This window comes from Delftia sp. BGA-UO-ETr-SB1 (assembly GCF_059567865.1).
The window spans coordinates 827,985-852,157 of sequence record NZ_JCAQOW010000006.1; the positions used below are offsets into that span (position 1 = coordinate 827,985).

The window sequence follows — 24,173 nt, forward strand, 5'->3', positions numbered from 1 at the left end:
TGAACCTAGGCGGGCGGGCTGCAGGCCCGCCCGCATTGCATCCCCCCATGAACCACACCCACAAGAAACCCCTGCCCGGCACCACGCTGCATTACATCGACGCCCGCACCGCCGTCGATGCCCTCTCGCCCGGCTCCTGGGCACGCCTGCCCTACACCGCCCGCGTCCACGCCGAGAACCTTGTGCGCCGCGCCGATCCCGCGCAACTGGACAGCTACCTGCTGCAGCTCATCGAGCGCCGCCGCGACATCGACTTTCCCTGGTACCCCGTGCGCGTGGTCTGCCACGACATCCTGGGCCAGACCGCCCTGGTGGACCTAGCCGGCCTGCGCGACGCCATCGCGGCCGAAGGTGGCGACCCTGCCCAGGTCAACCCCGTCGTGCCCGTGCAGCTCATCGTGGACCATTCGCTGGCCGTGGAGTGCGGCGGCTTCGATCCCGACGCCTTTGCGAAGAACCGCGCCATCGAGGACCGCCGCAACGAGGACCGCTTCCACTTCATCGAGTGGACGAAGAAGGCCTTCGCCAACGTGGATGTGATTCCCGCAGGGAACGGGATCATGCACCAGATCAATCTGGAGAAGATGTCCCCCGTGGTGACCGTGCAGGATGGCCTGGCCTTCCCCGATACCTGCGTGGGCACGGACAGTCACACGCCCCATGTGGACGCGCTGGGCGTGATCGCCGTGGGCGTGGGGGGCCTTGAGGCCGAGAACGTCATGCTGGGCCGCGCCTGCTGGATGCGCCTGCCCGAGATCGTGGGCGTGCGCCTCACGGGCCGGCGCCAGGCGGGCATCACCGCCACCGACATCGTGCTGGCCCTGACCGAATTCCTGCGCCAGCAAAAGGTGGTGGGCGCCTATGTGGAATTCTTTGGCGAGGGCGCTGACAGCCTGAGCATCGGCGACCGCGCCACCATCTCCAACATGTGCCCTGAATACGGCGCCACGGCGGCCATGTTCTCCATTGATGACCAGACGCTGGCCTATCTGCGCCTGACCGGCCGCGACGAGGCCCAGGTGCGCCTGGTCGAGGCCTATGCGCGCACCGCAGGTTTCTGGAGCGACAGCCTGGCCGATGCCCAGTACGAGCGCCTGCTCCAGTTCGACCTGTCCACCGTGGTGCGCAACATGGCCGGCCCCTCGAATCCGCACCGGCGCCTGCCCACCTCGGCCCTGGCCGAGCGCGGCATTGCCGATGCGGCCAAGCTGCAGGCCGCCCGCGCCCAGGAGGCGCAAGGCCTGATGCCCGATGGGGCCGTCATCATCGCCGCCATCACCAGCTGCACCAACACCAGCAACCCGCGCAATGTCATCGCCGCGGCCTTGCTGGCGCGCAATGCCAATCGCCTGGGTCTCACGCGCAAGCCCTGGGTCAAATCCTCGCTGGCGCCGGGCTCCAAGGCCGTGGAGCTGTACCTGAAGGAGGCCGGGCTGCTCACCGAGCTGGAGCAGCTGGGCTTTGGCATCGTCGCCTTTGCCTGCACCACCTGCAACGGCATGAGCGGCGCGCTGGACCCCAGGATCCAGCAGGAAATCGTCGAGCGCGACCTCTACGCCACGGCCGTGCTCTCGGGCAACCGCAACTTCGACGGGCGCATCCATCCCCAGGCCAAACAGGCCTTCCTGGCCTCCCCCCCGCTGGTCGTGGCCTATGCGCTGGCGGGCACCATCCGCTTCGACATCGAGCAGGATGTGCTGGGCGTGGTGGACGGCCGCGAGATCCGCCTCAAGGACCTGTGGCCCGCCGACGAGGAGATCGACGCCATCGTTGAACAAGCGGTCAAACCTGCGCAATTCCGCGCTGTGTACGAACCCATGTTCGCCATCCGCAAGGACGACGGAGACAAGGCCCTGCCCCAGTACGACTGGCGCCCGCAGTCCACCTACATCCGCCGCCCGCCGTACTGGGATACCGAAGGCGTGGGCGCGCTGGCGGCCTTCCCGCGCACGCTGCGCAACATGCGGCCACTGGCCCTGCTGCCCGACAACATCACCACCGACCACCTGTCGCCCTCCAACGCCATCCTGGCCGACAGCGCGGCGGGCGAATACCTGGCGCGCATGGGCCTGCCCGAGGAAGACTTCAACTCCTACGCCACCCACCGCGGCGATCACCTGACGGCCATGCGCGCCACCTTCGCCAACCCGCAGCTGGTCAATGAAATGGCCGTCATCGACGGTGTGCAGCACAAGGGATCGCTGGCGCGCATCGAGCCCGAAGGCCGCGTGGTGCGCATGTGGGAGGCCATGGAAACCTACCTGAACCGACGCCAGCCGCTGATCATCATCGCGGGCGCCGACTACGGCCAGGGCAGCTCGCGCGACTGGGCGGCCAAGGGAGTGCGGCTGGCCGGAGTCGAAGCCGTGGTGGCCGAAGGCTTCGAGCGCATCCACCGCACCAACCTCATCGGCATGGGCGTGCTGCCGCTGCAGTTCCTGCCGGGCACCGACCGCAAGACCCTGGCCCTGGACGGCACGGAGATCTATGGCGTTGAGGGCGAGCGCACGCCACAGGCACAACTGACGCTGGTGATTGAGCGAAGAAGTGGCCAGACGCTGCGCGTGCCGGTGACCTGCCGGCTGGACACGGCCGAGGAGGTATCGGTCTACGAAGCGGGCGGCGTGCTGCAGCGCTTTGCGCAGGACTTCCTGGCGCAGGCTCAGGCAGCCTGAGCAGGGAGGGTGCCAGCGGCCAGCGGCTGGCGCGCCAGCTCGATGAAGGCCTGCAGATAGTCGGTCTGCAGGTCCGCCACGCGCGCGCCCAGGAAGATCTGCTTGGCAATGCCCTTGGCGCCCAGGCGCACGGGCACCACGTCCAGCTTGCCCGCGTACTCCTGCACCAGCCAGCGCGGCAGGGCGGCCACGCCCCGGCCGCTGGCCACCATCTGCATCATGATGTCCGTGGTCTCTATGGCCTTCTGGCGGCGCGGCGTGATGCCGGCCGGCATGAGGAACTGGTTGTAGATGTCCAGCCGGTCCATGGGCACGGGATAGGTGATCAGCACCTCGGGCGCGAGCTGGGCGGCTTCCGCGAAATCGGCCCCTGCCAGCGCATGCGCGCTGGAGACCACCAGCACCTGCTCGTAGTCGAACACGGGCACGAACTCCAGGCCCGTCTTGAACAGCGGATCGGGCGTGACCAGCAGGTCAATCTCGTAGCCGAACAGGGCGCCGATGCCGCCGAACTGGAATTTCTGCTTCACATCCACATCCACATCGGGCCAGCTCGCCAGATAGGGCGCGACGATCTTGAGCAGCCACTGGTAGCAGGGATGGCACTCCATGCCGATGCGCAGCGCGCCGCGCTCGCCCTGGGCGAACTGGCGCAGCCGCTCCTCGGCCAGGTCCAGCTGGGGCAGCACGCGCTGGGCCACGGCCAGCAGGTACTGGCCGGCCTGCGTCAGGCGCAGGCTGCGGCCTTCGCGCAGCCAGATGTCCGTGCCCAGCTGCTGCTCCAGCTTCTTCATGCTGTGGCTCAGCGCCGACTGCGTCACGCACAGCACGCCGGCCGCAGCCGTCAGCGAGCCCTGTTTTTCGACTTCACGGACGATGGCGAGGTGGGTGCGTTCGAGCATTTTGGTGAGAAAAATTCATGGATTTGTGAGCTAAAAAAATTCTAGTTCATTGATGTGAATCCATTCCATGGCTGCCTTCATCGATTGAAAGCAGTGCATGACCATCATTCATCACCTCGGTTTCCCCCGTCGGCGCCGGGCGTGCTACGCGGCCGGTGCGCCGGGCTGCAGGGCGCCGTGCAGGAAGGACTGCTCCATCACGGCCGCCACGCTGGCCCGCGCAACACGGCCGCGCCGCTCCGCATCCAGCAGGCCCACGGCCATGGAAAGCCACAGCTCGGTCATCGCCGCTGCCGTGATGTCGATGCGGAACACGCCGGCCTGCTGGCCGCGCAGGAAAAAGGCATCCATGGCCGCCACCCATTCGCTCTCTATCTGGCCGACCACCGAGATGTCGGAGCGCCAGAAATACATCAGGAACAGCAGCAGCGTCTGGTGGTCCTGGCAGTGGGCGGTGAGGCGGCGCAGCGCCTCCAGCGGCGCGTGGCGCTCCAGCTCGGCCGCGTGCATGGCGCGCGACAGGGTGTCGGCCGCATGCCCTATGAGCCGGTCGATGAGCTGGTCGCGCGTGGGGCAGAAGCGGTAGAGCGTGGCCTTGCTGATGCCGATGGCGCGTGCCAGCTCCTGCAGATTGGCCTTGGGATCGTCCAGCAGCGCCAGTGCCATTGCGCCCAGCAGCTTGCCTTCGTCCTCTTGCTTGGTGCTCGTCATCGCTTGTCATGCCTCCTTGGAAAGTGCATGGATTTTATCTGTTGATGTTCCAAAGCATCAAATGAATCGATGTTGACTCATTTGATTCTGATATGTACCATCGCGGCCTTCGTATCGAACTCAATCAGGTTGTGAACATGAGCATGCGTCTGAACAAGCGACGTGGCCTGCCGCTGGCGGCCCTGGTGCTGGCCGCCCTTGCAGCGGGCTGCGGCCGCAACGAGGCTCCGGCCGCAGCAGGTGACGCGCTGCCCGTGGTGCAGGCCGTCACCGTGCAGCCCGCGCCGCTGGCCCTGTCCAGCGAGCTGCCGGGCCGTATCGAGCCCGTGCGCGTGGCCGAGGTGCGTGCGCGGGTGGCCGGCATCGTGCTGCGCCGCCATTTCGAGGAAGGCGCCGATGTCCGGGCCGGCCAGGTGCTGTTCCAGATCGACCCGGCGCCCCTGCGCGCCGCCCTGTCCCGCGCCCAGGGCCAGCTGGCCAGCGCCGAGGCGGCTCTGCTCGATGCGCGTGCCGTGGTCGGCCGCAACGCGCCGCTGGTGGCGCAGGAGGCAGTCAGCCGCCAGGACTTCGAGGCCATGCAGGCCCGCCTGCAGGCGGCCCAGGCCGCGCGGCAGTCCGCCCAGGCCGAGGTGCAGGCGGCCGCCCTGAACCTGGAATACGCCACGGTCAGGGCGCCGATCGCGGGCCGCATCGGCCGTGCGCTGGTCACCGAGGGCGCCCTGGTGGGCCAGGGCGAGGCCACGCCCATGGCGCTGGTCCAGCAGCTCGACCCGGTCTATGCCGACTTCCAGCAGCCCGTGGCCGAAGCCCAGCGCCTGCGCGCGGCCCTGGCCGAGGGCCGCCTGGCACAGACGGCGGGCAAGGACGGCACGCCGGTTTCCCTGAAGGTGGACGGCACGGGCCTGCAGCGCACGGGGCGGCTGATGTTCTCGGATGTGACGGTGGACCGCGGCACGGGCCAGATGGCGCTGCGCGGGCGCTTCGACAACCGCGACGGCATGCTGCTGCCCGGCATGTATGTGCGCGTGACCGTGGGCCAGGGCGTGGACCCTGCCGCCATCCTGGTGCCGCAGCGGGCCGTGCAGCGCAGCACCGACGGGCAGGCCCACGTGCTGGTGGTGGATGGCCAGGACACGCTGCAGATGCGCCCCGTGCAGACCGCGGCCATGCATGGCGCGCAGTGGCAGATCAGCGCAGGCCTCAAGGGCGGCGAGCGCGTGGTGGTGGGCCGCATGGCGGGCCTGCAGCCCGGGGCGCGGGTTCAGGTCACGGCCCTTTCCGATGCCGCGGCCTCCCCTACGGCGGGGCTGTCCGGCACCTTCAGCGCCTCCGGCAGCTCCGCCACGTCCAGCGACTGAGCCGGCGCGTGCCCAAGGAATAGACCATGTCCAAGTTCTTCATCAACCGCCCCAACTTCGCCTGGGTGGTGGCCATCTTCATCATGCTCGCCGGGCTGCTGGCCATACCGGCGCTGCCCGTCTCCCAGTTTCCCAACGTGGCGCCGCCGCAGATCTCGATCACCGCCAACTATCCGGGCGCCTCCGCCACCACGGTGATGGAGTCGGTGACCAGCGTCATCGAGGAGGAGCTCAACGGCACCAAGGGGCTGCTGTACTTCGACTCCTCCAGCGGCTCCACGGGCCTGGCCGAGATCACGGCCACCTTCGCTCCGGGCACCGAGCCCGCGCTGGCCCAGGTGGAGGTGCAAAACCGCATCAAGAAGGCCGAGGCGCGCCTGCCCGCGTCCGTGATGCAGATGGGCCTGCAGGTCGAGCAGGCCAGCGCCAACTTCCTGATGATCTACTCGCTGACCTACAAGGACGGCAGCGGCAGCGGCAGCAACAGCGAGGTGGCCCTGTCCGACTACGCCGTGCGCAACATCAACAACGAGATCCGCCGCGTGCCCGGCGTGGGCAAGGTGCAGTTCTTCGCGGCCGATGTGGCCATGCGCGTCTGGGTCGATCCGAACAAGCTGCTGGGCTACGGCCTGTCGGTGGCGGACGTGAACGCGGCCATCGCCGCCCAGAACGCGCAGGTGCCTGCCGGCAGCTTTGGCGCCTCGCCCGCAGGGCCCGGCCAGGAGCTGAGCGCCACCATTGCCGTCAAGGGCACGCTGGCCTCGCCCGAGGAGTTCGGCCAGATCGTGCTGCGTGCCAGGGCCGATGGCTCGGCCGTGCGCCTGGCCGATGTGGCGCGGCTGGAGGTCGGCCAGCTGGACTACAGCTTTTCCTCGCGCGAGGACGGCCGCCAGGGCGTGGCCGCCGCCGTGCAGCTGGCGCCCGGGGCCAACGCCATGCAGACGGCCAAGGCCGTCAAGGCGCGCCTGGCCGAGCTGTCGCAGAACTTCCCTGCCGGCATCCAGTACGCCGTGCCCTATGACACCTCGCGCTTCGTGGAAGTGGCCATCGGCAAGGTCATCCAGACCCTGGTGGAGGCCGTGGCGCTGGTGTTCCTGGTGATGTGGCTGTTCCTGCAGAACCTGCGCTACACGCTGATTCCTACCATCGTCGTGCCCGTCTGCCTGGCCGGCACCCTGGGCGTGATGTATGCGCTGGGCTTTTCGGTGAACATGATGACCATGTTCGGCATGGTGCTGGCCATCGGCATCCTGGTGGACGACGCCATCGTGGTGGTGGAGAACGTGGAGCGCCTCATGGCCGAGGAGGGGCTGTCGCCGCTGGCGGCCACGGTCAAGGCCATGCAGCAGGTCTCGGGCGCCATCGTCGGCATCACCCTGGTGCTGGTGGCCGTGTTCCTGCCGCTGGCCTTCATGAGCGGCTCGGTGGGCGTGATCTACCGGCAGTTCTCGCTGTCGCTGGCCGTGTCCATCCTGTTCTCGGGCCTGCTGGCTCTGACCTTCACGCCGGCGCTGTGCGCCACGCTGCTCAAGCCCGTTGCCAAGGGCCACCACGCCGAGCGCAAGGGCTTCTTCGGCTGGTTCAACCGCCGCTTCGCGGCGCTGACCGAGCGCTTCGACCTGCTCAACCAGCGGCTGGTGCGCCGCGCCGGGCGCTGCATGCTGGTGTATGCCGCCATCGTGGCCGGGCTGGGCGTGGCGTACACGCGCATGCCCGAATCCTTCGTGCCCTACGAGGACATGGGCTACTACATCGTCGGCGTGCAGCTGCCGCCGGGCGCCACCACGGAGCGCACCAAGGCCATGGTCAAGGACATGGAGGACTACATCCAGGGCCGCCCCGCCACGGCCCAGGCCGAGTTCCTGATGGGCTACAGCTTCTCGGGCATGGGGCAGAACGCGGCCCTGGCCTTCGTCACGCTCAAGGACTGGTCGGTGCGCGGCGCCGGGCAGGCGTCTTGGGACGAGGTGCAGGCCTTCAACCAGCGCTTTGCCCGCCTGTCCGACGGCACCGTCATGGCCGTGGACCCGCCGCCCATCGACGGCCTGGGCAACTCCGGCGGCTTTGCACTGCGCCTGCAGGACCGCGCCAACCTGGGCCGCGAGGCGCTGATCGCCGCGCGCGACCAGCTGCTGGCCAAGGCCAATGCCTCGCCCATCATTGCCTACGCCATGATGGAAAACCTGGAGGATGCGCCCCAGCTGCGGCTGGACATCGACCGGCGCAAGGCGCAGGCCCAGGGCGTGGATTTCAGCGCCATCAACACGGCCCTGTCCACGGCCTACGGCTCGGCCGTGATCAACGAGTTTCCCAACGCCGGCCGCCTGCAGCGCGTGGTGGTGCAGGCCGATGCGCAGGCCCGCGCGCGGCCCGAGGACATCCTGCGCCTGCACGTGCCCAACGCCGGCGGGCAGCAGGTGCCGCTGTCGGCCTTTGCCACGGTGCGCTGGGAAAGCGGGCCGGTGCAGATCTCGCGCTACAACGGCTATCCGGCCTTCCGCATCTCGGGCGATGCCAGGCCCGGCCACACCACGGGCGAGGCCATGGCCGAGCTGGAACGCATCATGGCCGAGATGCCGCGCGGCATAGGCTACGAGTGGACGGCCCTGTCCTTCCAGGAGAAAGCCGCCGGTGCCCAGGCGCCCAAGCTGTTCGCGCTGGCCATCGTGGTGGTGTTCCTGCTGCTGGTGGCCCTGTACGAGAGCTGGAGCATTCCCGCCGCCGTGATGCTGATCGTGCCCATCGGCGCGCTGGGATCGGTGCTGGCCACCTCGGCCGTGGGCCTGTCCAACGACGTGTACTTCAAGGTGGGCCTGATCACCATCATCGGCCTGGCGGCCAAGAACGCCATCCTGATCGTGGAGTTCGCCAGGGACCTGCATGCGCAGGGGCACAGCCTGGCGCAGGCCGCGCTGCAGGCGGCGCGGCTGCGCTTTCGGCCCATCGTCATGACCTCGCTGGCCTTCATCCTGGGCGTGGTGCCGCTGGCGCTGGCCTCGGGCGCGGGCGCCTCCAGCCAGGCCGCCATCGGCTTCGGCGTGATCGGCGGCATGCTGTCGGCCACGCTGCTGGGGGTGGTCTTCGTTCCCGTCTTCTTCGTCTGGGTGCTGTCCCTGTTCCGGCGCAAGGCGCCGGCCGGCACCCCGCCTGCCCTGCAGGCCCCGGCAACCTCCACGGAGTAAGCGCCATGTCCATGCACTTCTTCCCACGCGCCCTGTGTGCGCTGGCCGCCAGCCTGGTGCTGGCGGGCTGCTCCCTCGCCCCGGTCCACCAGCGTCCGCAGGCGCCCATTCCCACGCAGTGGCCGCAGCAGGATGCCGCGCCCGTGCTGTCCTCGTCGGCGGCCACGCTGGACTGGAACAGCTTCATCGCCGACCGCCAGCTGCGCCAGCTGGTGGACCTGGCCCAGGCCCACAACCGCGATCTGCGCCAGACCCTGCTCAACGTGGAGGCGGCACGCGCCCTGTACCAGGTGCAGCGCGCCGACCGGCTGCCGGGCGTGGGCCTGCAGGGCGGCGGCACGCGCCAGCGCCTGCCGGGCGACATGAATGCCACGGGCCAGCCGCAGGTGCAGGGCAGCTGGCAGGCCGGCTTGGGGGTGGCCGCCTTCGAGCTGGACCTGTTCGGCCGCGTGCGCAACCTGTCCGAAGCCGCCCTGGGCGAGTACCTGGCCACCGAAGAGGCCGCGCGCGCCGCCCGCATCAGCCTGGGCGCCGAGGTGGTGCAGGCCTACCTGTCCCGCGACGGGGCCCTGCGCCGGCTGCAACTGGCGCAGCGCACGCTGCAAAGCCGTGAATCCTCGCTGCGCCTGACCGCGCAGCGGCGCCAGGCGGGCACGGCCACCGCCCTGGACCACCAGGACGCCCTGGGCCTGGCCGCCCAGGCCCGCGCCGACGTGGAGCGCAGCGAACGCGAGCTGCGCCAGGCCGGCAACGCCCTGCTGCTGCTGACGGGCGTGGAGGATCTGGGGCCGTACCTGTCCGCAGGGTCTGCACAGTCGGCAAAGTCGTCCGACGTGCCCATGCTGCTGCAGGATTTGTCGGCCGGCACGCCTTCCGAACTGCTCATCCACCGGCCCGACATCCAGGCGGCCGAGCACCGGCTGCGCGCGCGCAGCGCGGACATTGGTGCGGCGCGCGCGGCCTTCTTCCCGCGCATCTCGCTCACCGGCTTCCTGGGATCGTCCAGCGCCGATCTGTCCGACCTGTTCCGCTCGGGCCAGCGCGCCTGGTCGTTCACTCCCCAGGTCACGCTGCCCCTCTTCGACGGGGGGCGCAACCGCGCCAACCTCGACCTGGCCGTGCTGCGCAAGGACATGGCCGTGGCAGCCTACGAGCATGCCATCCAGACCGCCTTCCGCGAAGTGGCCGATGCCCTGGCCGCCACCGACACGCTGCGCCGCGAGGAGGCCGCGCGCCTGGCGCTGCGCGACAGCAGCCGCGAAAGCCTGCGGCTGGCGCAGGCCCGTTACCAGGCGGGGGTGGACGACCATCTGCGCTACCTGGACGCACAGCGCAGCGCCTTCGCCAATGAAAGCGCCTACATCGATACCGTGACCCAGCGGCAGTTGGCGCTGGCCCAGCTGTTCCGCGTGCTGGGCGGCAGCTGGACTGCGCCGCCGCCACCACCGCAGTCCCAGCCTGTGGCGGCCGTCCAGCAGCCCTGAGCACCGAACAGCCCTGAGCCCCGGCTACGCCGCCTCCACCCGCGCGTTGTAGGCCGCCAGGGTCCGCTGCCAGGCGGGCCGGGCCAGGCATCTGTCGCGGTAGGCCACCACGGCGGGGCAGGGCGCGGTCAGCGTGCTGTCCGGGATGCAGGCGAGCACATGCGCCATCAGGATGTCGGCCACCGTGAATTCGTCGGTGGCAATGAAGCGGCGCCCGTCCAGCCAGCGCTCCAGGTTGCCCAGCATGCGATGCGCCCAGCCCACCAGGAATTCGCGGTGCTTGCCGCAGCTGCCATCGGCCGTCCAGTCCAGCACCATCAGGCTGAGCAGCGGCGGCTCCACCGTGTTCATGGCTGCAAAGCACCAGCGCAGCACCTGGGCCTCGCCGGTTGCATCGGAGGGCATCAGCCGGCCGCACTTCCTGGCCAGATGCAGCACGATGGCGGCCGACTCCGAAATCACCTGCCCGTCATCGTCCAGCGCCGGAATCTGCTCGAAGGGGCTGAGCCGGCGGTAGGCCTCTGTGTTCAGGTCGTGCGCGGGATGGTCCATGCCCGCGATCTCGAAGGGCAGCTGCATCTCTTCGAGTGCCCACAGCACGCGCAGATCGCGCGTGCGGCCGCGCGCGCCGGCATTGACCCTGGAAAAACCGTAGAGCTTGAGCATGGTGGCGTTCTCCGCAGTGGTGATCCTACCGGCCATGCTACTCGCGGCTGCCGAGGTGTGGGCATCACCTGGCGTCCCGTTCACGGCAGCGCGTTCACAGCGCCCCGAACACCTCGGGCAAGGCCGCATCGCGCGGCATGCCGCCATAGCTCTTGGTGCCGCCCTGGCTGTCGATCACCACGATGCCCGGCGTGCCACGGAAGCCCAGGGACATCATCAGCTTGCGGTGGGCCTCCAGCGTCTTGCGCACGTCGGGGCTGACGCTGAAGGCGGGCGCTATGCCGCCCTGGGCGGACTTCTTCTCGTGCTCCATCAGTGCGGCCGCGCGGTCCGGGGCCTGCAGGATGGCGGCGGCCTTGGCCGGGCTGTCGTCCCGGATCACGCCCACCAGGATGTGGCGCAGCTGCACCTTGCCTGCGTCCACCCAGGGACGCGCGGCCTCCCAGAACTTGTGGCAGTACTTGCAGTTGGGGTCGGTGAAGGTATAGATCACGCGCGGCGCATCGGCCTTGCCGTCGGGCACCCAGGTGGAGGTCTCCAGCTGCGCCTGCACGGTGTCGCCCGCCGGCTTGGCGGCCTGTGCCTTGGCCTGGGGGGCCTGGGCCGTGGCAGGACCTTCTGCGGCCGTGGCCCATCCCGCCGCCAGAAAGAGGCTGGCAGCCATGCCTGCAAAAAGGACGGTGCGTTGAAGATGCATGGGAACTCCTTGAAACGGTTGAATGAATGAGGGTGCGGCGCTGTGCGGCAAGCGTGCAACGCCTGGTGCTGTGGCAACAGCGGCGGACGGTGTGAGTCGGAGTGCATCCGCCGCGTTCCATCGTTATAGGAAATCGCTTGCGCCATCTGGCCCCATCTGGCCCTTCACAGGGATACGCGCTCATCCTGAACGCGCGAGACCGGCTTCAGCAACACGGCATCCAGGCCACTGTCTTCAAACCAGCAGCCGTCCTGCGCAACCACTTCATGCGGCCCGCGCAGTTGAGGCCCCCGTGCATGCAGGCGTACCCGGGCGGTATGGCCGGTGGCCCAGGGCAAGTCCTGGCCGAAGGGAACGATCAGCAGGGCTCGCGGGGACAGGTGCCCGGCTTGCAGGTTGCCTGGCGCAGGAGCCAGCCCCTGAAGGGATTGGCGCGCCTGGACCTCCACCCCAACCACCCATGCCCAAAGAATGCTGGGCGCGCTCCTGGCCCAGACATGCAGCTGCAGCAGCGCACTGCCGCCGTTCTCAAGCGCGTGGGTACAGACCTGCACGCTGGCCGGCGCAGCGCTCCAGCCCGGCAGCCATTGCTGCAGGACATGCGCCATCTGGCGGGCATCCGGCTGCGCAGGCAGGCCGGGCGGCAGTTGCATGAGCCGCCATGGCCGCTGAGCCAAAACGGCGGCGCACCGCTGCGCACACCACCATGCGCCATGGGGATCGGCCTGCGCACAGGCGTCGGAGACCATGGGCAGCCGCGCCCAGCGCACCCTGCCCGTGGAGCCGCGCGCCTGGTAGTACCAGAACGAGTGGAAGCGCAGGCCGGGGATGAAACGGTGGAACAGGGTTTTGCTGGCTGCATTTTTCATGGGAAAAATTTAGCATAGCTATCGAAAAATGAAAAGCATTGCTAATGGTTTCGATTATTAGCATCGCTACATGAAAGTTTGGACCACCGAGCAAGAGGCGGCGAACCTGAAGCGCCTGCTCTCTACTGTGAAAAGCAAGGCCGAGTTCGCAGAGAAGGCAGGCATTCCTGGCGGCTCCTCCATGGTCTCCCAGCACCAAAGCGGCAACCGGCCCATCAGCCTGGAGGCGGGCATTGCATATGCCAAGGGCTTGAAGGTTTCGCTTTTCGAAATCAGTCCCAGGCTGGTGAAGATGGTTTCCGATCTGCCGCCCCTGCTTCCAGAGGGGGACACGCCCGGCACCAATCTGCCCGAGTTTCCCAAAGGATTGCGCCAATATCCCGTTCTCTCGCATGCCCAGGCTGCAGCCCTGGCAGATGACGGCGCATTCCCCGATCCCGCTGAAACCCTGGACATCGAATTCGGCAAGGACAACGCATCGCCCGGTGCGTTTTTTCTTGCGCTGGAGGGCGATGCCATGTCGCCCGAATTGCGCGAGGGCGACCGCGTGCTGATCGATCCCCAGGCCAGCCCCCGGCCCGGCGACCATGTGCTGGCCAGGAATGGCAAGCGGCAGGTGCTGCTCAGAAAGTACCGCGTGCGCGGTGTGGGAGAGGACGGCATCGAGGTCTTTGATCTGGTACCGCTCAACGAAGACCATGCCGTGCTGCGCAGCGACAGGAACCGGCTGGTTCTGCTGGGCACGGTGATCGAACACCGGCGCCGGCTGCGGGGAAGCTGACGACCGAGCTGTTTCGATAGACCGCCGCGCGGCCCCGGCGCCCCGCCTCCGTGCTCAGGGCGCAGCGGCAATCTCGGTCTGGCCATCGGGCCTGGCCACCAGAGTGACGGGCAGGATCTGGGCCAGCATGCGTGCGAACTCGGCGGGGCGGCTGGCCTGGTAGCTGCCGCCAATGCGCATCGCCGCCATGGCCGGGTCGTGCACCACCAGGCCGGTCGGCCCGTAGCGCTCCAGCTCGGCCAGGGCGTCGGCCAGGGGCGTGTTCTCGAAGCGGATCAGGCCCTTGCGCCACAGCGCAATGCTGCCGGGCGCCACAGCCGACACCGGACCGAGCACGCCTGCAGGCGACACGCTCAGGGCCTGGCCAGCGACCAAGGCGGCGGGCGCGGCGCCAGCGGCTGCAGTGCCTTGCGCACTGGCCACGCGCACATGGCCTTCCTGCACGGCCACCTGGGCGCTGCCCGCCTCCATGCCCGTGGCGCGATAGCGCACGGAAAACCGCGTGCCGCCCACGGTGACGCGCGCCGGGCCGGCCAGCACATGAAAGGGCCTGGCGGCGTCGGGCGCCACGGCGAACAGGATCTGCCCTTGCGTGATGCGCACCTCGCGCCGGTCACGGTACAGAGTTACCTGCGCCTGGGTATCGGCATCCAGGGACAGTGCGGTGCCATCCGGCAAGGTGATGGTCCTGGCCTGGCCGCGTGGGGTCAGGTGGCTGCTGGTGAAGGTGGGCTGCTGCTGCCACTGGTGCCAGCCCACGCCCACGGCCAGGGCCACCGTGCAGCACAGGGCCGCCAGGGCAGGGCGCGGCAGCAGGCGGGACCAGCTCCAGCCTTGGCGCTGCGCGGCCGGTTCCGGAGGGGCGTGAGGCGCCGACTGCGAGCGCCGGCGTGCCTGCTCCGCGCGCAGGCGCGCCACCTGTTCGGGGGGAGTGGACCGCGCCGCCGCCAGGCTCTGGCCCAGGTGGCGCAAGGCAGCCTCGTGCGCCGTGCTGGCTGCCAGCCATTCAGTGAATTCGGCTTCTTCCTCGGCGGTCAGGCCTTGCTCCATGCGCGTGTGCCAGTCGGCCGCAGCGAGGTCGATGGGGTTTTGCCCGCGGAAGAACTCTTCCAGTTCGCGCACCTGCGCAGCCTTGTCCAGGGGCGCGGTGCAGGAGCGGTAGCGGCGCATGCGTGCGGATTCCCGGCCTCAGAAGCTGGTCCAGTCCTGCGATTCGGCAGACGGTTTGGCCGCAGCGAGGCGTACAGGTCGTGCAGGGCGCGCACCGGCTGAGGGTTGTGCCGGCGCAGGCCTGGCCGGGGCCAGCGCAGATGCCGTGGCCGCGCGGGTGGGCACGGACGCCGGCAGGGGCGCCTGCAAACGCGGCTGCTGTGCCGCGCCGTCCTGGTCGCCCAGGCGGAAGATGGCCACGGCCTGCACCAGGCGCTGGGCCTGGGACTTGAGGCTGGAGGCCGCCGCCGCGCTTTCCTCCACCAGAGCGGCGTTTTGCTGCGTGACCTGGTCCATCTGGCTCATGGCCTGCCCGACCTGGGCCACACCGGCGCTTTGCTCGTCGCTGGCATTGCTGATCTCGCCCATGAGGTCGGTCACGCGCTGTATGGATTGCAGCACCTCGGCCATGGTGGCGCCGGCCTGGTCGGCCAGCTCCGCGCCCTGGCTGACGCGCGTGGCGCTGTCAGTGATGAGCTGCTTGATCTCGCGGGCGGCCTGCGCGCTGCGCTGGGCCAGGGTGCGCACTTCGGCGGCCACCACGGCAAAGCCCTTGCCCTGCTCGCCGGCACGCGCGGCCTCGACGGCGGCGTTCAGGGCCAGGATGTTGGTCTGGAAAGCGATGGAGTCGATCACGCCCACGATGTCGCCGATCTGGCGCGAGCTGGCATGGATGTCCTGCATGGCGCCCACGACTTCCTGCACCACGGTGCCGCCCTTGGCCGCGATCTGGCTGGCGCCGCGCGCGAGCTGGTTGACCTGGCGTGCGTTGTCCGCGTTCTGCTGCACGGTGGAAGACAGCTCGTCCATGGAGGCTGCGGTTTCCTGCAGCGCGCTGGCCTGCTGCTCGGTGCGGCGGCTCAGGTCGGCATTGCCCTTGGCGATCTGCTCGCTGGCCACGGCCACGCTGTCGGCGTTGTTGCGCACATCGCTGACCACGCTGGCCAGGCTCTGGTGCATGGCGTTGAGCGAGGCCTGCACGCTGCCGGCGGGCGCTTCGCTGCGCACCAGTCCGGGGTCGAGGTTGCCGTCGGCGATCTGGCGGGCGACTTCACCGAGCTGGGCAGGCTCGGCCCCCAGCGCGCGTGTCAGGCCGCGTGCGATCAGCCGGCCCATGAGCAGGGCCAGCACGAAGGCGACCGCGCTCACGCCGATCTGCATGTTGCGTTGCTGCACATAGGACTGCGTGGCCTGCTCCACCATGACCTGGGCGTGCTGGCGCGTGAGCTGGCTGTACTCGTCGGTGGCCGCGATCAGCTGGGCCAGCAGCGGCCGGCACTCGCTGTTCATCTTGGCAATGGCCTCGTCCCTTTGCTGGCGCAGCGCCAGCGAAACGATGTCCAGCGCCACCGGGCCGTATCGCTGCTCTATCTGGTCGATGCGGGCGACCAGGGCGCGAGCCTCCTCGCCCACCCCGGGCAAGGCCACCAGGGCCTTGAGCTGGTCCAGGTGGGACTTGACCGCGGCATGGGCGGCGTACACGGCCGTTTTTTCCATGTCCAGATCGGCTGGCGTGTTCACCAGCACCAGGTTGCGCGCCGCGATGGCGCGGCTGTCCACGGCCGCGCGCACCTGTTCGGCCAGATGGGCGCGGGCGTTCACGCCGTCGACGAACTGCGTCAGGTTGCGGTCGGAACCGTCCAGCGCATGAAGGGCAGATACGGAAACCAGTGCGACCAGTAAAGCCAGGGCGGTAAAGGCGGCGTAGAGCTTGGTCTTGACGGTCCAGGTGCGGAGATTCATGGCGCTTTCCAGGTAGGTGGTGCAAGTATCAGTTTCTATCAAAAATAAATGATCAATTTGATAAAACCCTAAGGGTGAATTGTTAAATTTCAACTTGAATTGACAAATTCAGGCTAGGTGGGGGCCAGGCGTCACCAGCCCGCTTCCCAGGCGGGCTGGATCAAGAAAGCCCGCATTTCATGAACGCATGCGGGTCTTGCACCTGGGATGCCGGGTGCGCCGGCGCTACAGTCGGGGCCCCTACCCCATGCATACCCCTCCCCACATCCAAGGCTGGTGCCCCGGCGCCTGGCAGCCCATGGCCTCCGGCGATGGGCTGGTGCTGCGCGTGCGCCCGCTGGGCCGCCTGACGGTGGCCCAGGCGCGGCGGCTGGCGCGCCTGGCCTGGGTGCATGGCAACGGCGCGCTGGAGCTGTCCAGCCGCGCCAATGTGCAGTTGCGCGGCATTGCGCCCGGGCGGCACGCCGCCGTGCTGCGCGCCCTGGCGGCCGTGGGCCTGCTCGATGCCGATGCAGGCCGCGAGCGCCGCCGCAATCTGGTGATCGACCCGCTGTGCCGGCCGCAGGAGGCCGTCCATGCGCTGGGCCAGGCCCTGCAGCAGGCACTGGATGCGGCCGACGACCTGGCCGGCCTGCCGGCCAAGTTCGGCTGGTCGGTGGAAGGCGCGCCGGGCCGGCTGGCGGGCGTGTCCGCCGATATCCGCCTGCAGCGCACAGCCACCGGCTGGCTGGTGCAGCCCGATGGACGGCAGCAGGCGCTGGCCGTGGCCGACGCAAGCCAGGCCGTGGCCGCAGGCCTGGCGCTGGCGCGCTGGTTTGCCGGTCAGGCCTCCCTTCGCCGCGCCCAGGGCTTGCGGCCCGGACGCATGGCCGCGGTGGCGGCGCAACTGCAGCCGCCCCCCGGACTGGACTGGGTGGAGACAGAAACCCCGGCGCACGGCGAAGGACCGGCGCCCGGTGCCGTGCCCGGCGTGGGCTGGCTGCTGGGCGCGCCGCTGGGCCGCTTGCCGGCCGTGGCGCTGGCGCGGCTGGTGCGTGCCTTGCCTGAGCAGGCTTTTTTGCGTGTGACACCCTGGCGCATGCTGCTGGTGGAAGACGAAGACGCAGAAGCTGGCGCGGCCCTGCCTTGCTGGTGGGCGGCTGCAGGGCTGGACGACGCCGCTGACTGGATCACCCACGCCCATGACCCGCGCCTGCGCGTATCCGCCTGTACCGGCGCGCCGGGCTGCACCCAGGCCCTGGGTCCCACGCAGGCCCTGGCGCTGGAGCTGGCGCCGCAGGTGCCCCATGGCGCTCACCTGCATGTGACCGGATGCGCCAAGGGCTGCGCGCGGCAGGCGCCGGCCACCGTGGTGCTGCGGGCAGAAGGTGAAGACGAGGGCGAAGGCCCTGTCTATTCCGTAGTGCGCCACGGCCGTGCCGGGGATAGGGCGCAGGAGCAGCGGACCCTGGCCTCGGTGCGAGACAATCCGGGATTGCTGTTTTCAAAAGAATAATGCTGCACCGCTACGAAACCGATGGCGCCGAGATCTACCGGCAGTCCTTTGCCACCATCCGCCGCGAGGCGGCGCTGGAACGCTTCACGCCTGTCGAGGAACGCGTGGTGGTGCGCATGATCCACGCCGCCGGCCTGGTGGAGCTGGCCCCGCACGTGGCCTTCTCCCCCGGCATGGCCGAGGCCGCCGCGCAGGCCCTGCAAAACGGCGCGCCCGTGCTGTGCGACGTGCGCATGGTCAGCGAGGGCATCACGCGCTCGCGCCTGCCCGCCGCCAACCCCATCATCTGCACGCTGCCGGACGAGCGCGTGCCCGCGCTGGCCCGTGACATGGGCAACACGCGCAGCGCCGCCGCGCTGGAGCTGTGGCGCCCGCACCTGGCCGGGGCCGTAGTGGCCATCGGCAATGCGCCTACGGCCCTGTTCCACCTGCTCAACATGCTGCAGGACCCGGCCTGCCCCCGGCCGGCCGCCATCATCGGCTGCCCCGTGGGCTTTGTGGGTGCCATGGAATCCAAGCAGGCGCTGATGCAGGACCTGCCCGTTCCCTGCATGGCCGTGCATGGCCGCCTGGGCGGCTCGGCCATTACCGTGGCCGCCATCAACGCACTGGCCAGCCATGTCGAGTAGGCAGCCGCGTCCCAGCCAGGGCGGGCCCGGCATTGTCTGCGTGGGCCTGGGCCCGGGCGACCCCGAACTCATGAGCGTCAAGGCCGACCGCCTGGTGCGCGGCGCCCGCCAGGTGGCGTTCTTCCGCAAGAAGGGCCGGCCCGGCAAGGCCCGCCAGCTGGTGGACGGCCTGCTGGCCCAAGGCGCTGCCGAGCACGCCATGGAGTACCCGGTGACCACCGAGCTGCCCGTGGACAGCCCCGCCTATGTGGACCTGCTGGCGCGCTTTTACGACGACTGGTGCCTGCGCCTGGAAGCGCTGGCGCAGACCGAGCAGGTGGTGGTGCTGTGCGAGGGCGACCCCTTCCTCTACGGCTCCTTCATGCATCTGTACACCCGGCTGCGCGAACGCGGCCAGGTGCCGCTGGACGTGGTGCCCGGCATCCCCGGCATGGTGGGCTGCTGGCACGCCACGGGCGAGCCCATCACCTGGGGCGACGACGTGCTCAGCGTAATGACCGGCACCCTGTCGGAAGACGAGCTGGTGCGCCGCATGCAGACGGCCGAGGCCCTGGTCGTCATGAAGGTCGGCCGCAACCTGCCGCGCATCCGCCGCGCCCTGCAGCGCACGGGCCGGCTTGACGCCGCCTGGCTGGTGCAGAACGGAACCACGGACAGCGAGCAGGTCGCGCGCCTGGGCGATGTGTCCGACGACGCCTGCCCCTATTTCGCCATCGTGCTCGTGCACGGCCAGGGCCGCCGGCCGGAGGCCGCATGGTGAGCGCCGGCCGCCTGACGGTGGTGGGGCTGGGCCCGGGCGCACTGGACCAGATCACGCCCGAAGCCGCAGCCGCCTTGCACGGGGCCGACGATGTGGTCGGCTACCTGCCCTATGTGTCCCGCGCGCAGGCCCTGCTGGCGAAGGCGGGTCAGGGCCAGGCCGTGGCCTGGCATGCCTCCGACAACCGCGTGGAGCTGGAGCGCGCGCGCCAGGCGCTGGCGCTGGCCGCACAAGGCCGGCAGGTGGTCGTGGTGTCCTCGGGCGACCCGGGCGTGTTCGCCATGGCGTCGGCCGTGTTCGAGGCCATGGAATCCGCCGATGCGGCGCAGGCTGCCGCCTGGCAGGCGCTCGATATCCAGGTGCTGCCCGGCATCACCGCCATGCTGGCCGCCGCCGCGCGCGCTGGCGCGCCGCTGGGCCATGACTTTTGCTGCATCAATCTCTCGGACAACCTCAAGCCCTGGCCGGTGATCGCGCGGCGCGTGGAACTGGCGGCCGAGGCCGACTTCGCCATGGCCTTCTACAACCCGCGCTCCAAGAGCCGGCCCGAAGGCTTTGTGCGCCTGCTGCAGCTGCTGCGCACCCATTGCGAGCCGCAGCGCCTGCTGGTGTTCGCGCGCGCCGTGTCCACGCCCGAGGAACACTTGCACGTATGCACGCTGGCCGAGGCCACGCCCGAGATGGCCGACATGCGCACCGTGGTCCTGGTGGGCAACAGCGCCACGCGCCGCGTGGGCCGCTGGGTCTACACGCCACGCCACTACGGCATGGATGGCGGCGCGGGCGGTGCTGTCGGCGCCGTCGGCAGCACGCCATGAGCAATCCAGTGCAGCACCGCAGCCACCGACCCGGTGCGCTGGCGCTGCGGCAGCGCCGGGCGCTGCACCATCACCACGGGCAGGCCCAGGGCGCGTGCGGCATCGAGCTTGCCGCGCGTGGCCTCGCCGCCCGCGTTCTTGGCCACCAGCCATTCGATGCCGTGCGTGCGCAGCAAGGCTTCATCGTCGTCCGCACTGAAAGGACCGCGCCCCAGCACCACCGTGGTGTGGGGCAGGGGCAGGCTGCCGGGCTCGGGCGCATCGACCAGGCGCAGCAGGTAGTGGTGCTGCGGCTGGCCCGCAAAGGCCGCAAGCTGCTTGCGGCCCACGGCCAGAAACACCCGGGCGGCTGCCTGGGGCAGGGCGGCAGCGGCGGCTTGCATGTCGGGCACGTCGATCCAGGCGTCGCCGGCACTGGCCTGCCAGGGCTCGCGCTCCAGCGCCAGCAGCGGCGTGCCGGTGGCGGCGCAGGCCTGGCAGGCATTGCGGCTCATCTGTGCGGCAAACGGGTGGGTGGCATCGACCACATGGCTGATGGCCTGCCCGCGCAGGAATTGCGCCAGGCCCTGGGCACCGCCAAATCCGCCCACGCGCGTGGGCAGGGGCTGGGCCACGGGCGACTGCGTGACGCCCGCATACGAGAACACGGCGGCAATGCCGGCGCGGTGCAGGGCCTGGGCCAGCTGGCTTGCGCCGCTGGTGCCGCCCAGCAGGAGAACATGGGGCATGACTGATCCCTGGTTGACATTGGTGGGCCTGAACGAAGACGGCCTGGACGGCCTCTCGCCCGCCGCGCTGCGCGCGCTGGACGCGGCCGAGACCGTTTTTGGCGGGCCGCGCCACCTGGCGCTGGCCGGTGCCGGCGAGCGGGGCCGTCCCTGGCCCGTGCCCTTTGACGTGGCGCCCGTGCTGGCCTGCCGTGGCCGGCCCACGGTGGTGCTGGCGTCGGGCGATCCGTTCTGGTTCGGGGCGGGCGGCAGCCTGGCGGCGCATCTGGCGCCGCAGGAGTGGCGCTGCCACGCCCAACCTTCGACATTTTCGCTGCTGGCGTCCCGCCTGGGCTGGAAGCTGGAAGACACGGTCTGCCTGGGCCTGCACGCCGGCCACGTGGAGCAGCTGCTGCCGCACCTGTCGCCAGGCCGCCAGTCGCTGGTGCTGCTGCGCGATGGCGCCGCCGTGGCCGCATTGGCGGACTGGCTGGTGCAGGAAGGCTGGGGCGACAGCCGCCTGGAGGTCATGGAATCCGTGGGCGGCCCGCGCGAGCGCCGCCGCGCATGGCGCGCCGCCGAAGCCGCCCAGGCCCTGGCCGCCGACCCTGCCTGCGCGCCCGTGGCCGTGGCCGTGCTCGCCCAGGGCGGCGCGGCCCTGCCGCTGGTGCCGGGCCGGCCCAATCACTGGTACGCCAACGACGGCCAGATCACCAAGGCCCCGGCCCGCGCGCTGACCCTGGCGGCTCTTGCGCCGCGCCACGGCGAATGCCTGTGGGATGTGGGCGGCGGCTCGGGCTCGGTGGCCGTGGAGTGGTGCCTGGCCGGTGGCTCGGCCATCAGCCTGGAGCAGCATGCGGCGCGTGCGGACAACATCCGCCACAACGCCCGGCGCTTCGGCCTGCAGGCGCGCCTGCGCGTGGTGCAGGGCGTGGCGCCCGAGGCGCTGGCCGGGCTGCAGGCGCTGGCCCAGCCCCAGGCCGTGTTCGTGGGCGGGGGCTTTGACGCCGAATTGTTCGAGCGCCTGCAGGCCCTCGTGCCCGCAGGCTGCCGCCTGGTGGTCAATGCCGTGACGCTGGAGACCGAGGCCCTGCTGGTGCAACTGCAGGCCGAGCACGGCGGCCAGCTGCTGCGGCTGGAGATTTCCAGCGCCGAGCCGCTGGGCCGCATGCGCAGCTGGAAGGCTGCGCGGCCGCTGGTGCAGTGGAGCTGGCAGCGGTGAACCCGGGCGAAGCCACCCCCCACCGCTGCGGCGTGCTGGGCCTGGGCCTGCACACCGACGCACTGCCCGATGCGCTGCAGGCGCTGTGGCAGCGGGCCCAGGCGCACCTGCTGCAGCAAGCCTGCGCGCCGCAGCCCGTCTGCGCCGTGGCCGTGCTGGACACCAAGGCCGGCCATCCGGCGCTGGAGGCCTGGATGTCGGCGGTCGTGCCCTCGGCCGTCCTGGTCCGTGTGCCGTCCGCGCAATTGCCGGGCCAGCCGGTGGTCACCCAATCGCCGCGCATGCTGGCGCGCTACGGCACCGGCAGCGTGGCCGAGGCGGCGGCACTGGCCGCAGCAGGACCTCATTCCGCGCTGAGCGTCACCCGCCTGGTGGCGGACGACGGCAGCGCCACCCTGGCCCTGGCCTTCGGCCAGGCCGGGCCATTGAACTGTTGCCTGGCCCTTGCCGGCAAGGCATGCAACCCCAAGGAGCAAACGGCATGACCGTGCATTTCATCGGCGCCGGCCCCGGCGCCGCCGACCTGATCACCGTGCGCGGGCGCGACCTCATGGCGGCCTGCCCGGTCTGCCTGTACGCAGGCTCGCTGATACCGCGCGAGCTGCTGGCGCACTGCCCGCCGGGCGCGCGCATCGTCAACACCGCATCCATGAGCCTGGACGACATCGCGGCCGAGATCCAGGCCGCCGAGGCGCGTGGCGAAGACGTGGCGCGCCTGCACTCGGGCGACCTGTCCGTCTGGTCGGCCATGGGCGAGCAACTGCGCCGCCTGCGCGAGGCCGGCATTGCCTACACCGTCACGCCCGGCGTGCCCTCGTTCGCGGCCGCCGCCGCCACGCTGGGCGCGGAGCTGACCCTGCCCGGCCTGTGCCAGTCCGTGGTGCTGACGCGCACCTCGGGCCGCGCCACGGCCATGCCCGAGGGCGAGAACCTGGCCGCCTTCGCGGCCACGGGCGCCGTGCTGGCCATCCATCTGTCCATCCATGTGGCCGCCAAGGTGCAGTCCGAGCTGCTGCCGCACTACGGCGCCGACTGCCCCGTGGCCATCGTCTGGCGCGCCAGCTGGCCTGACGAAACCGTGGTGCGCACCACGGTCGGCAGCCTGACCGAGGCCGTGGCCACCCATATGGAGCGCACGGCCCTGATCCTGGTGGGCCGCAGCCTGCAGGCCGAGGACTTCGGCGAAAGCCGCCTCTACGCGGCCGACTACGACCGCCGCTACCGCCCGCTGGGCACCGAGCCGCGCTTTCCCGCCACCGATGTGCATGCGAATGCCGCGCTGGATACCGCGAGGGATACCTTGAGGGACACCGTGAGCGACACCGTGAGCGACGTGCCCCTCGGGAACCCCGCCCCATGAGCGCGGCCCTGCCGCCCGTGGCGCTGAGCCTGATCGGCATCGGCACGGGCAACCCCGACCACCTCACGCGCGAAGCCCAGGCCGCCATGCAGGCCGCCGACCTGATCCTGCTGCCGCACAAGGGCGAGGACAAGGCCGAACTCGCCGCCCTGCGCCGCGACCTGTGCGATGCCGTGCTCACTGCGCCCGGCCCGCGCATCGAAGGCTTCGACATGCCCGTGCGCCGCAGCGTGGGCGACGACTACCTGGCCCAGGTCGATGAATGGCATGCGGCCATCACGCGCTGCTGGCAGGCGGCCATCACCCGGTCCCTGGACGAGGGGCTGCAGCCGCGCACCCCCGGCCAGCCCTTGCAGGTCGCACTGCTGGTCTGGGGGGACCCGGCTCTGTACGACAGCACCCTGCGCATTGCCGCGCGCATGCAGCCGGCGCCGCACAGCGTGCGCGTGGTGGCGGGCATCAGCTCCATGCAGGTGCTGTGCGCCGCGCATGCGATTGCGCTCAACGGCATAGGCCAGCCCTTCGTGGTGACCACGGGCCGCCAACTGCGCGAGCAGGGCTGGCCACCGGGCGTGGACACGGCCGTGGTCATGCTGGACGGGCAGTGCAGCTTCACCGAGCTGCTGGACTCGGACGGCAGCGACATGGACGCCGGCCTGCACATCTGGTGGGGCGCCTACCTGGGCATGGACCGCCAGATGCTGGACAGCGGCCCGCTGGCCGAGGCCGCCCCGCGCATCGCGCAGGCCCGAGCCGCAGCGCGCGAGCGGCATGGCTGGATCATGGACATCTACCTGCTGCGGCGCGGCAGTTGACTGCAGCGCGGCACAACGCAGGCATGGTCATGCGAATGGTGGGCTTGATATCTAAATCATCGAATTGATATCATTGCTGGCGAACTTTGC

The 24,173-nt window shown here is 70.1% G+C and carries 21 protein-coding genes; 13 read left to right on the forward strand and 8 right to left on the reverse strand.

The genetic code is table 11. The annotated features are described in order from the left end of the window. The first annotated feature begins 47 nt into the window (after window positions 1-47). A complete protein-coding gene (gene acnD / locus AC57B5_RS22550) occupies window positions 48-2,675 on the forward strand; it encodes a Fe/S-dependent 2-methylisocitrate dehydratase AcnD (protein WP_496400362.1) in 2,628 nt (875 codons plus the stop codon). Here acnD and AC57B5_RS22555 read toward each other — a convergent pair. Continuing rightward, window positions 2,663-3,577, reverse strand: coding sequence for a LysR family transcriptional regulator (locus AC57B5_RS22555; protein ID WP_097205711.1), 915 nt, complete (start codon window positions 3,575-3,577; stop codon window positions 2,663-2,665). The genes acnD and AC57B5_RS22555 overlap by 13 nt on opposite strands. Before the next feature lie 144 nt (window positions 3,578-3,721). Then, window positions 3,722-4,288, reverse strand: coding sequence for a TetR/AcrR family transcriptional regulator (locus tag AC57B5_RS22560; RefSeq protein ID WP_496400363.1), 567 nt, complete (start codon window positions 4,286-4,288; stop codon window positions 3,722-3,724). 137 nt (window positions 4,289-4,425) lie between these two features. Between AC57B5_RS22560 and AC57B5_RS22565 the strand changes: the two genes are divergently transcribed. From AC57B5_RS22565 to AC57B5_RS22575, 3 genes are read left to right on the forward strand one after another with little or no spacing between them, the layout of a single operon-like run. Further along, entirely contained in the window at window positions 4,426-5,646 is a 1,221-nt protein-coding gene (locus AC57B5_RS22565; RefSeq protein WP_496400364.1) for an efflux RND transporter periplasmic adaptor subunit, read from the forward strand. A gap of 26 nt (window positions 5,647-5,672) precedes the next feature. Then, window positions 5,673-8,828: a multidrug efflux RND transporter permease subunit gene (locus tag AC57B5_RS22570; protein ID WP_496400365.1), complete on the forward strand. Its 3,156-nt coding sequence runs from the start codon at window positions 5,673-5,675 to the stop codon at window positions 8,826-8,828. 5 nt (window positions 8,829-8,833) lie between these two features. After that, the gene (locus tag AC57B5_RS22575; protein ID WP_496400366.1) at window positions 8,834-10,312 is read left to right on the forward strand and encodes an efflux transporter outer membrane subunit; all 1,479 of its coding nucleotides are present in this window, start codon (window positions 8,834-8,836) and stop codon (window positions 10,310-10,312) included. 24 nt (window positions 10,313-10,336) lie between these two features. On the opposite strand, the gene AC57B5_RS22580 is transcribed toward AC57B5_RS22575, so the two are convergent. The 3 genes from AC57B5_RS22580 to AC57B5_RS22590 form a co-directional block, all read right to left on the reverse strand. Continuing rightward, window positions 10,337-11,014: a glutathione S-transferase family protein gene (locus tag AC57B5_RS22580; protein ID WP_232240429.1), complete on the reverse strand. Its 678-nt coding sequence runs from the start codon at window positions 11,012-11,014 to the stop codon at window positions 10,337-10,339. Between the two features lie 58 nt (window positions 11,015-11,072). Beyond that, window positions 11,073-11,675: a thiol:disulfide interchange protein DsbG gene (dsbG, locus tag AC57B5_RS22585; RefSeq protein ID WP_016448401.1), complete on the reverse strand. Its 603-nt coding sequence runs from the start codon at window positions 11,673-11,675 to the stop codon at window positions 11,073-11,075. Between the two features lie 164 nt (window positions 11,676-11,839). Further along, complete coding sequence (locus AC57B5_RS22590; protein ID WP_496400367.1) at window positions 11,840-12,544, reverse strand: hypothetical protein; 705 nt, start codon at window positions 12,542-12,544, stop codon at window positions 11,840-11,842. A 70-nt stretch (window positions 12,545-12,614) separates the two neighbouring features. Between AC57B5_RS22590 and AC57B5_RS22595 the strand changes: the two genes are divergently transcribed. After that, window positions 12,615-13,325, forward strand: a complete 711-nt coding sequence (locus tag AC57B5_RS22595) for a LexA family protein (protein ID WP_096914122.1) — start codon at window positions 12,615-12,617, stop codon at window positions 13,323-13,325. A 54-nt stretch (window positions 13,326-13,379) separates the two neighbouring features. Here AC57B5_RS22595 and AC57B5_RS22600 read toward each other — a convergent pair whose 3' ends face one another. Both AC57B5_RS22600 and AC57B5_RS22605 read right to left on the reverse strand, forming a co-directional pair. Further along, complete coding sequence (locus AC57B5_RS22600) at window positions 13,380-14,495, reverse strand: FecR family protein (protein WP_496400368.1); 1,116 nt, start codon at window positions 14,493-14,495, stop codon at window positions 13,380-13,382. An 18-nt stretch (window positions 14,496-14,513) separates the two neighbouring features. Further along, window positions 14,514-16,277, reverse strand: coding sequence for a methyl-accepting chemotaxis protein (locus tag AC57B5_RS22605; RefSeq protein WP_315532912.1), 1,764 nt, complete (start codon window positions 16,275-16,277; stop codon window positions 14,514-14,516). Between the two features lie 247 nt (window positions 16,278-16,524). On the opposite strand from AC57B5_RS22605, the gene AC57B5_RS22610 reads away from it, so the two are divergent. Genes AC57B5_RS22610 through cobJ form a run of 4 tightly spaced genes read left to right on the forward strand, consistent with a single transcriptional unit; the run spans window position 16,525 to window position 19,979 of the window. Next, complete coding sequence (locus tag AC57B5_RS22610; protein ID WP_496400369.1) at window positions 16,525-17,772, forward strand: ferredoxin-like domain-containing protein; 1,248 nt, start codon at window positions 16,525-16,527, stop codon at window positions 17,770-17,772. Beyond that, entirely contained in the window at window positions 17,772-18,401 is a 630-nt protein-coding gene (locus AC57B5_RS22615) for a precorrin-8X methylmutase (protein ID WP_034397236.1), read from the forward strand. Before AC57B5_RS22610 ends, AC57B5_RS22615 begins: the two co-directional genes overlap by 1 nt. Further along, window positions 18,391-19,161 (forward strand): precorrin-2 C(20)-methyltransferase, encoded by a 771-nt coding sequence (gene cobI / locus AC57B5_RS22620; protein WP_034397234.1) that lies wholly within the window; start codon window positions 18,391-18,393, stop codon window positions 19,159-19,161. Before AC57B5_RS22615 ends, cobI begins: the two co-directional genes overlap by 11 nt. After that, the gene (gene cobJ, locus AC57B5_RS22625; RefSeq protein ID WP_496400370.1) at window positions 19,155-19,979 is read left to right on the forward strand and encodes a precorrin-3B C(17)-methyltransferase; all 825 of its coding nucleotides are present in this window, start codon (window positions 19,155-19,157) and stop codon (window positions 19,977-19,979) included. The genes cobI and cobJ overlap by 7 nt, the downstream gene beginning before the upstream one ends. On the opposite strand, the gene AC57B5_RS22630 is transcribed toward cobJ, so the two are convergent. Beyond that, window positions 19,922-20,707 (reverse strand): cobalt-precorrin-6A reductase, encoded by a 786-nt coding sequence (locus AC57B5_RS22630; RefSeq protein ID WP_199961958.1) that lies wholly within the window; start codon window positions 20,705-20,707, stop codon window positions 19,922-19,924. The two genes, cobJ and AC57B5_RS22630, sit on opposite strands and share 58 nt — an antisense overlap. Here AC57B5_RS22630 and cbiE point away from each other — a divergent pair. From cbiE to cobF, 4 genes are read left to right on the forward strand one after another with little or no spacing between them, the layout of a single operon-like run. Next, window positions 20,706-21,908, forward strand: coding sequence for a precorrin-6y C5,15-methyltransferase (decarboxylating) subunit CbiE (cbiE, locus tag AC57B5_RS22635; protein WP_496400371.1), 1,203 nt, complete (start codon window positions 20,706-20,708; stop codon window positions 21,906-21,908). The genes AC57B5_RS22630 and cbiE overlap by 2 nt on opposite strands. Further along, window positions 21,905-22,393, forward strand: a complete 489-nt coding sequence (locus AC57B5_RS22640; RefSeq protein WP_496400372.1) for a cobalamin biosynthesis protein — start codon at window positions 21,905-21,907, stop codon at window positions 22,391-22,393. Before cbiE ends, AC57B5_RS22640 begins: the two co-directional genes overlap by 4 nt. Next, window positions 22,390-23,268, forward strand: a complete 879-nt coding sequence (gene cobM / locus AC57B5_RS22645) for a precorrin-4 C(11)-methyltransferase (protein ID WP_496400373.1) — start codon at window positions 22,390-22,392, stop codon at window positions 23,266-23,268. Before AC57B5_RS22640 ends, cobM begins: the two co-directional genes overlap by 4 nt. Further along, a complete protein-coding gene (gene cobF / locus AC57B5_RS22650) occupies window positions 23,265-24,083 on the forward strand; it encodes a precorrin-6A synthase (deacetylating) (protein WP_496400374.1) in 819 nt (272 codons plus the stop codon). Before cobM ends, cobF begins: the two co-directional genes overlap by 4 nt. The last annotated feature ends 90 nt before the right edge of the window (window positions 24,084-24,173 follow it).

Coding starts and splice junctions, on each gene's coding strand:
- AC57B5_RS22575 (WP_496400366.1), top strand. CDS start 8,834: ATGTCCATGCACTTCTTCCCACGCGCCCTGTGTGCGCTGGCCGCCAGC.
- AC57B5_RS22560 (WP_496400363.1), bottom strand. CDS start 4,288: ATGACGAGCACCAAGCAAGAGGACGAAGGCAAGCTGCTGGGCGCAATG.
- dsbG (WP_016448401.1), bottom strand. CDS start 11,675: ATGCATCTTCAACGCACCGTCCTTTTTGCAGGCATGGCTGCCAGCCTC.
- cobM (WP_496400373.1), top strand. CDS start 22,390: ATGACCGTGCATTTCATCGGCGCCGGCCCCGGCGCCGCCGACCTGATC.
- AC57B5_RS22600 (WP_496400368.1), bottom strand. CDS start 14,495: ATGCGCCGCTACCGCTCCTGCACCGCGCCCCTGGACAAGGCTGCGCAG.
- AC57B5_RS22610 (WP_496400369.1), top strand. CDS start 16,525: ATGCATACCCCTCCCCACATCCAAGGCTGGTGCCCCGGCGCCTGGCAG.
- AC57B5_RS22595 (WP_096914122.1), top strand. CDS start 12,615: ATGAAAGTTTGGACCACCGAGCAAGAGGCGGCGAACCTGAAGCGCCTG.
- acnD (WP_496400362.1), top strand. CDS start 48: ATGAACCACACCCACAAGAAACCCCTGCCCGGCACCACGCTGCATTAC.
- cobI (WP_034397234.1), top strand. CDS start 18,391: ATGTCGAGTAGGCAGCCGCGTCCCAGCCAGGGCGGGCCCGGCATTGTC.
- AC57B5_RS22555 (WP_097205711.1), bottom strand. CDS start 3,577: ATGCTCGAACGCACCCACCTCGCCATCGTCCGTGAAGTCGAAAAACAG.
- AC57B5_RS22565 (WP_496400364.1), top strand. CDS start 4,426: ATGAGCATGCGTCTGAACAAGCGACGTGGCCTGCCGCTGGCGGCCCTG.
- AC57B5_RS22630 (WP_199961958.1), bottom strand. CDS start 20,707: ATGCCCCATGTTCTCCTGCTGGGCGGCACCAGCGGCGCAAGCCAGCTG.
- cobJ (WP_496400370.1), top strand. CDS start 19,155: ATGGTGAGCGCCGGCCGCCTGACGGTGGTGGGGCTGGGCCCGGGCGCA.
- AC57B5_RS22615 (WP_034397236.1), top strand. CDS start 17,772: ATGCTGCACCGCTACGAAACCGATGGCGCCGAGATCTACCGGCAGTCC.
- AC57B5_RS22580 (WP_232240429.1), bottom strand. CDS start 11,014: ATGGCCGGTAGGATCACCACTGCGGAGAACGCCACCATGCTCAAGCTC.
- AC57B5_RS22605 (WP_315532912.1), bottom strand. CDS start 16,277: ATGAATCTCCGCACCTGGACCGTCAAGACCAAGCTCTACGCCGCCTTT.
- cbiE (WP_496400371.1), top strand. CDS start 20,706: ATGACTGATCCCTGGTTGACATTGGTGGGCCTGAACGAAGACGGCCTG.
- cobF (WP_496400374.1), top strand. CDS start 23,265: ATGAGCGCGGCCCTGCCGCCCGTGGCGCTGAGCCTGATCGGCATCGGC.
- AC57B5_RS22570 (WP_496400365.1), top strand. CDS start 5,673: ATGTCCAAGTTCTTCATCAACCGCCCCAACTTCGCCTGGGTGGTGGCC.
- AC57B5_RS22590 (WP_496400367.1), bottom strand. CDS start 12,544: ATGAAAAATGCAGCCAGCAAAACCCTGTTCCACCGTTTCATCCCCGGC.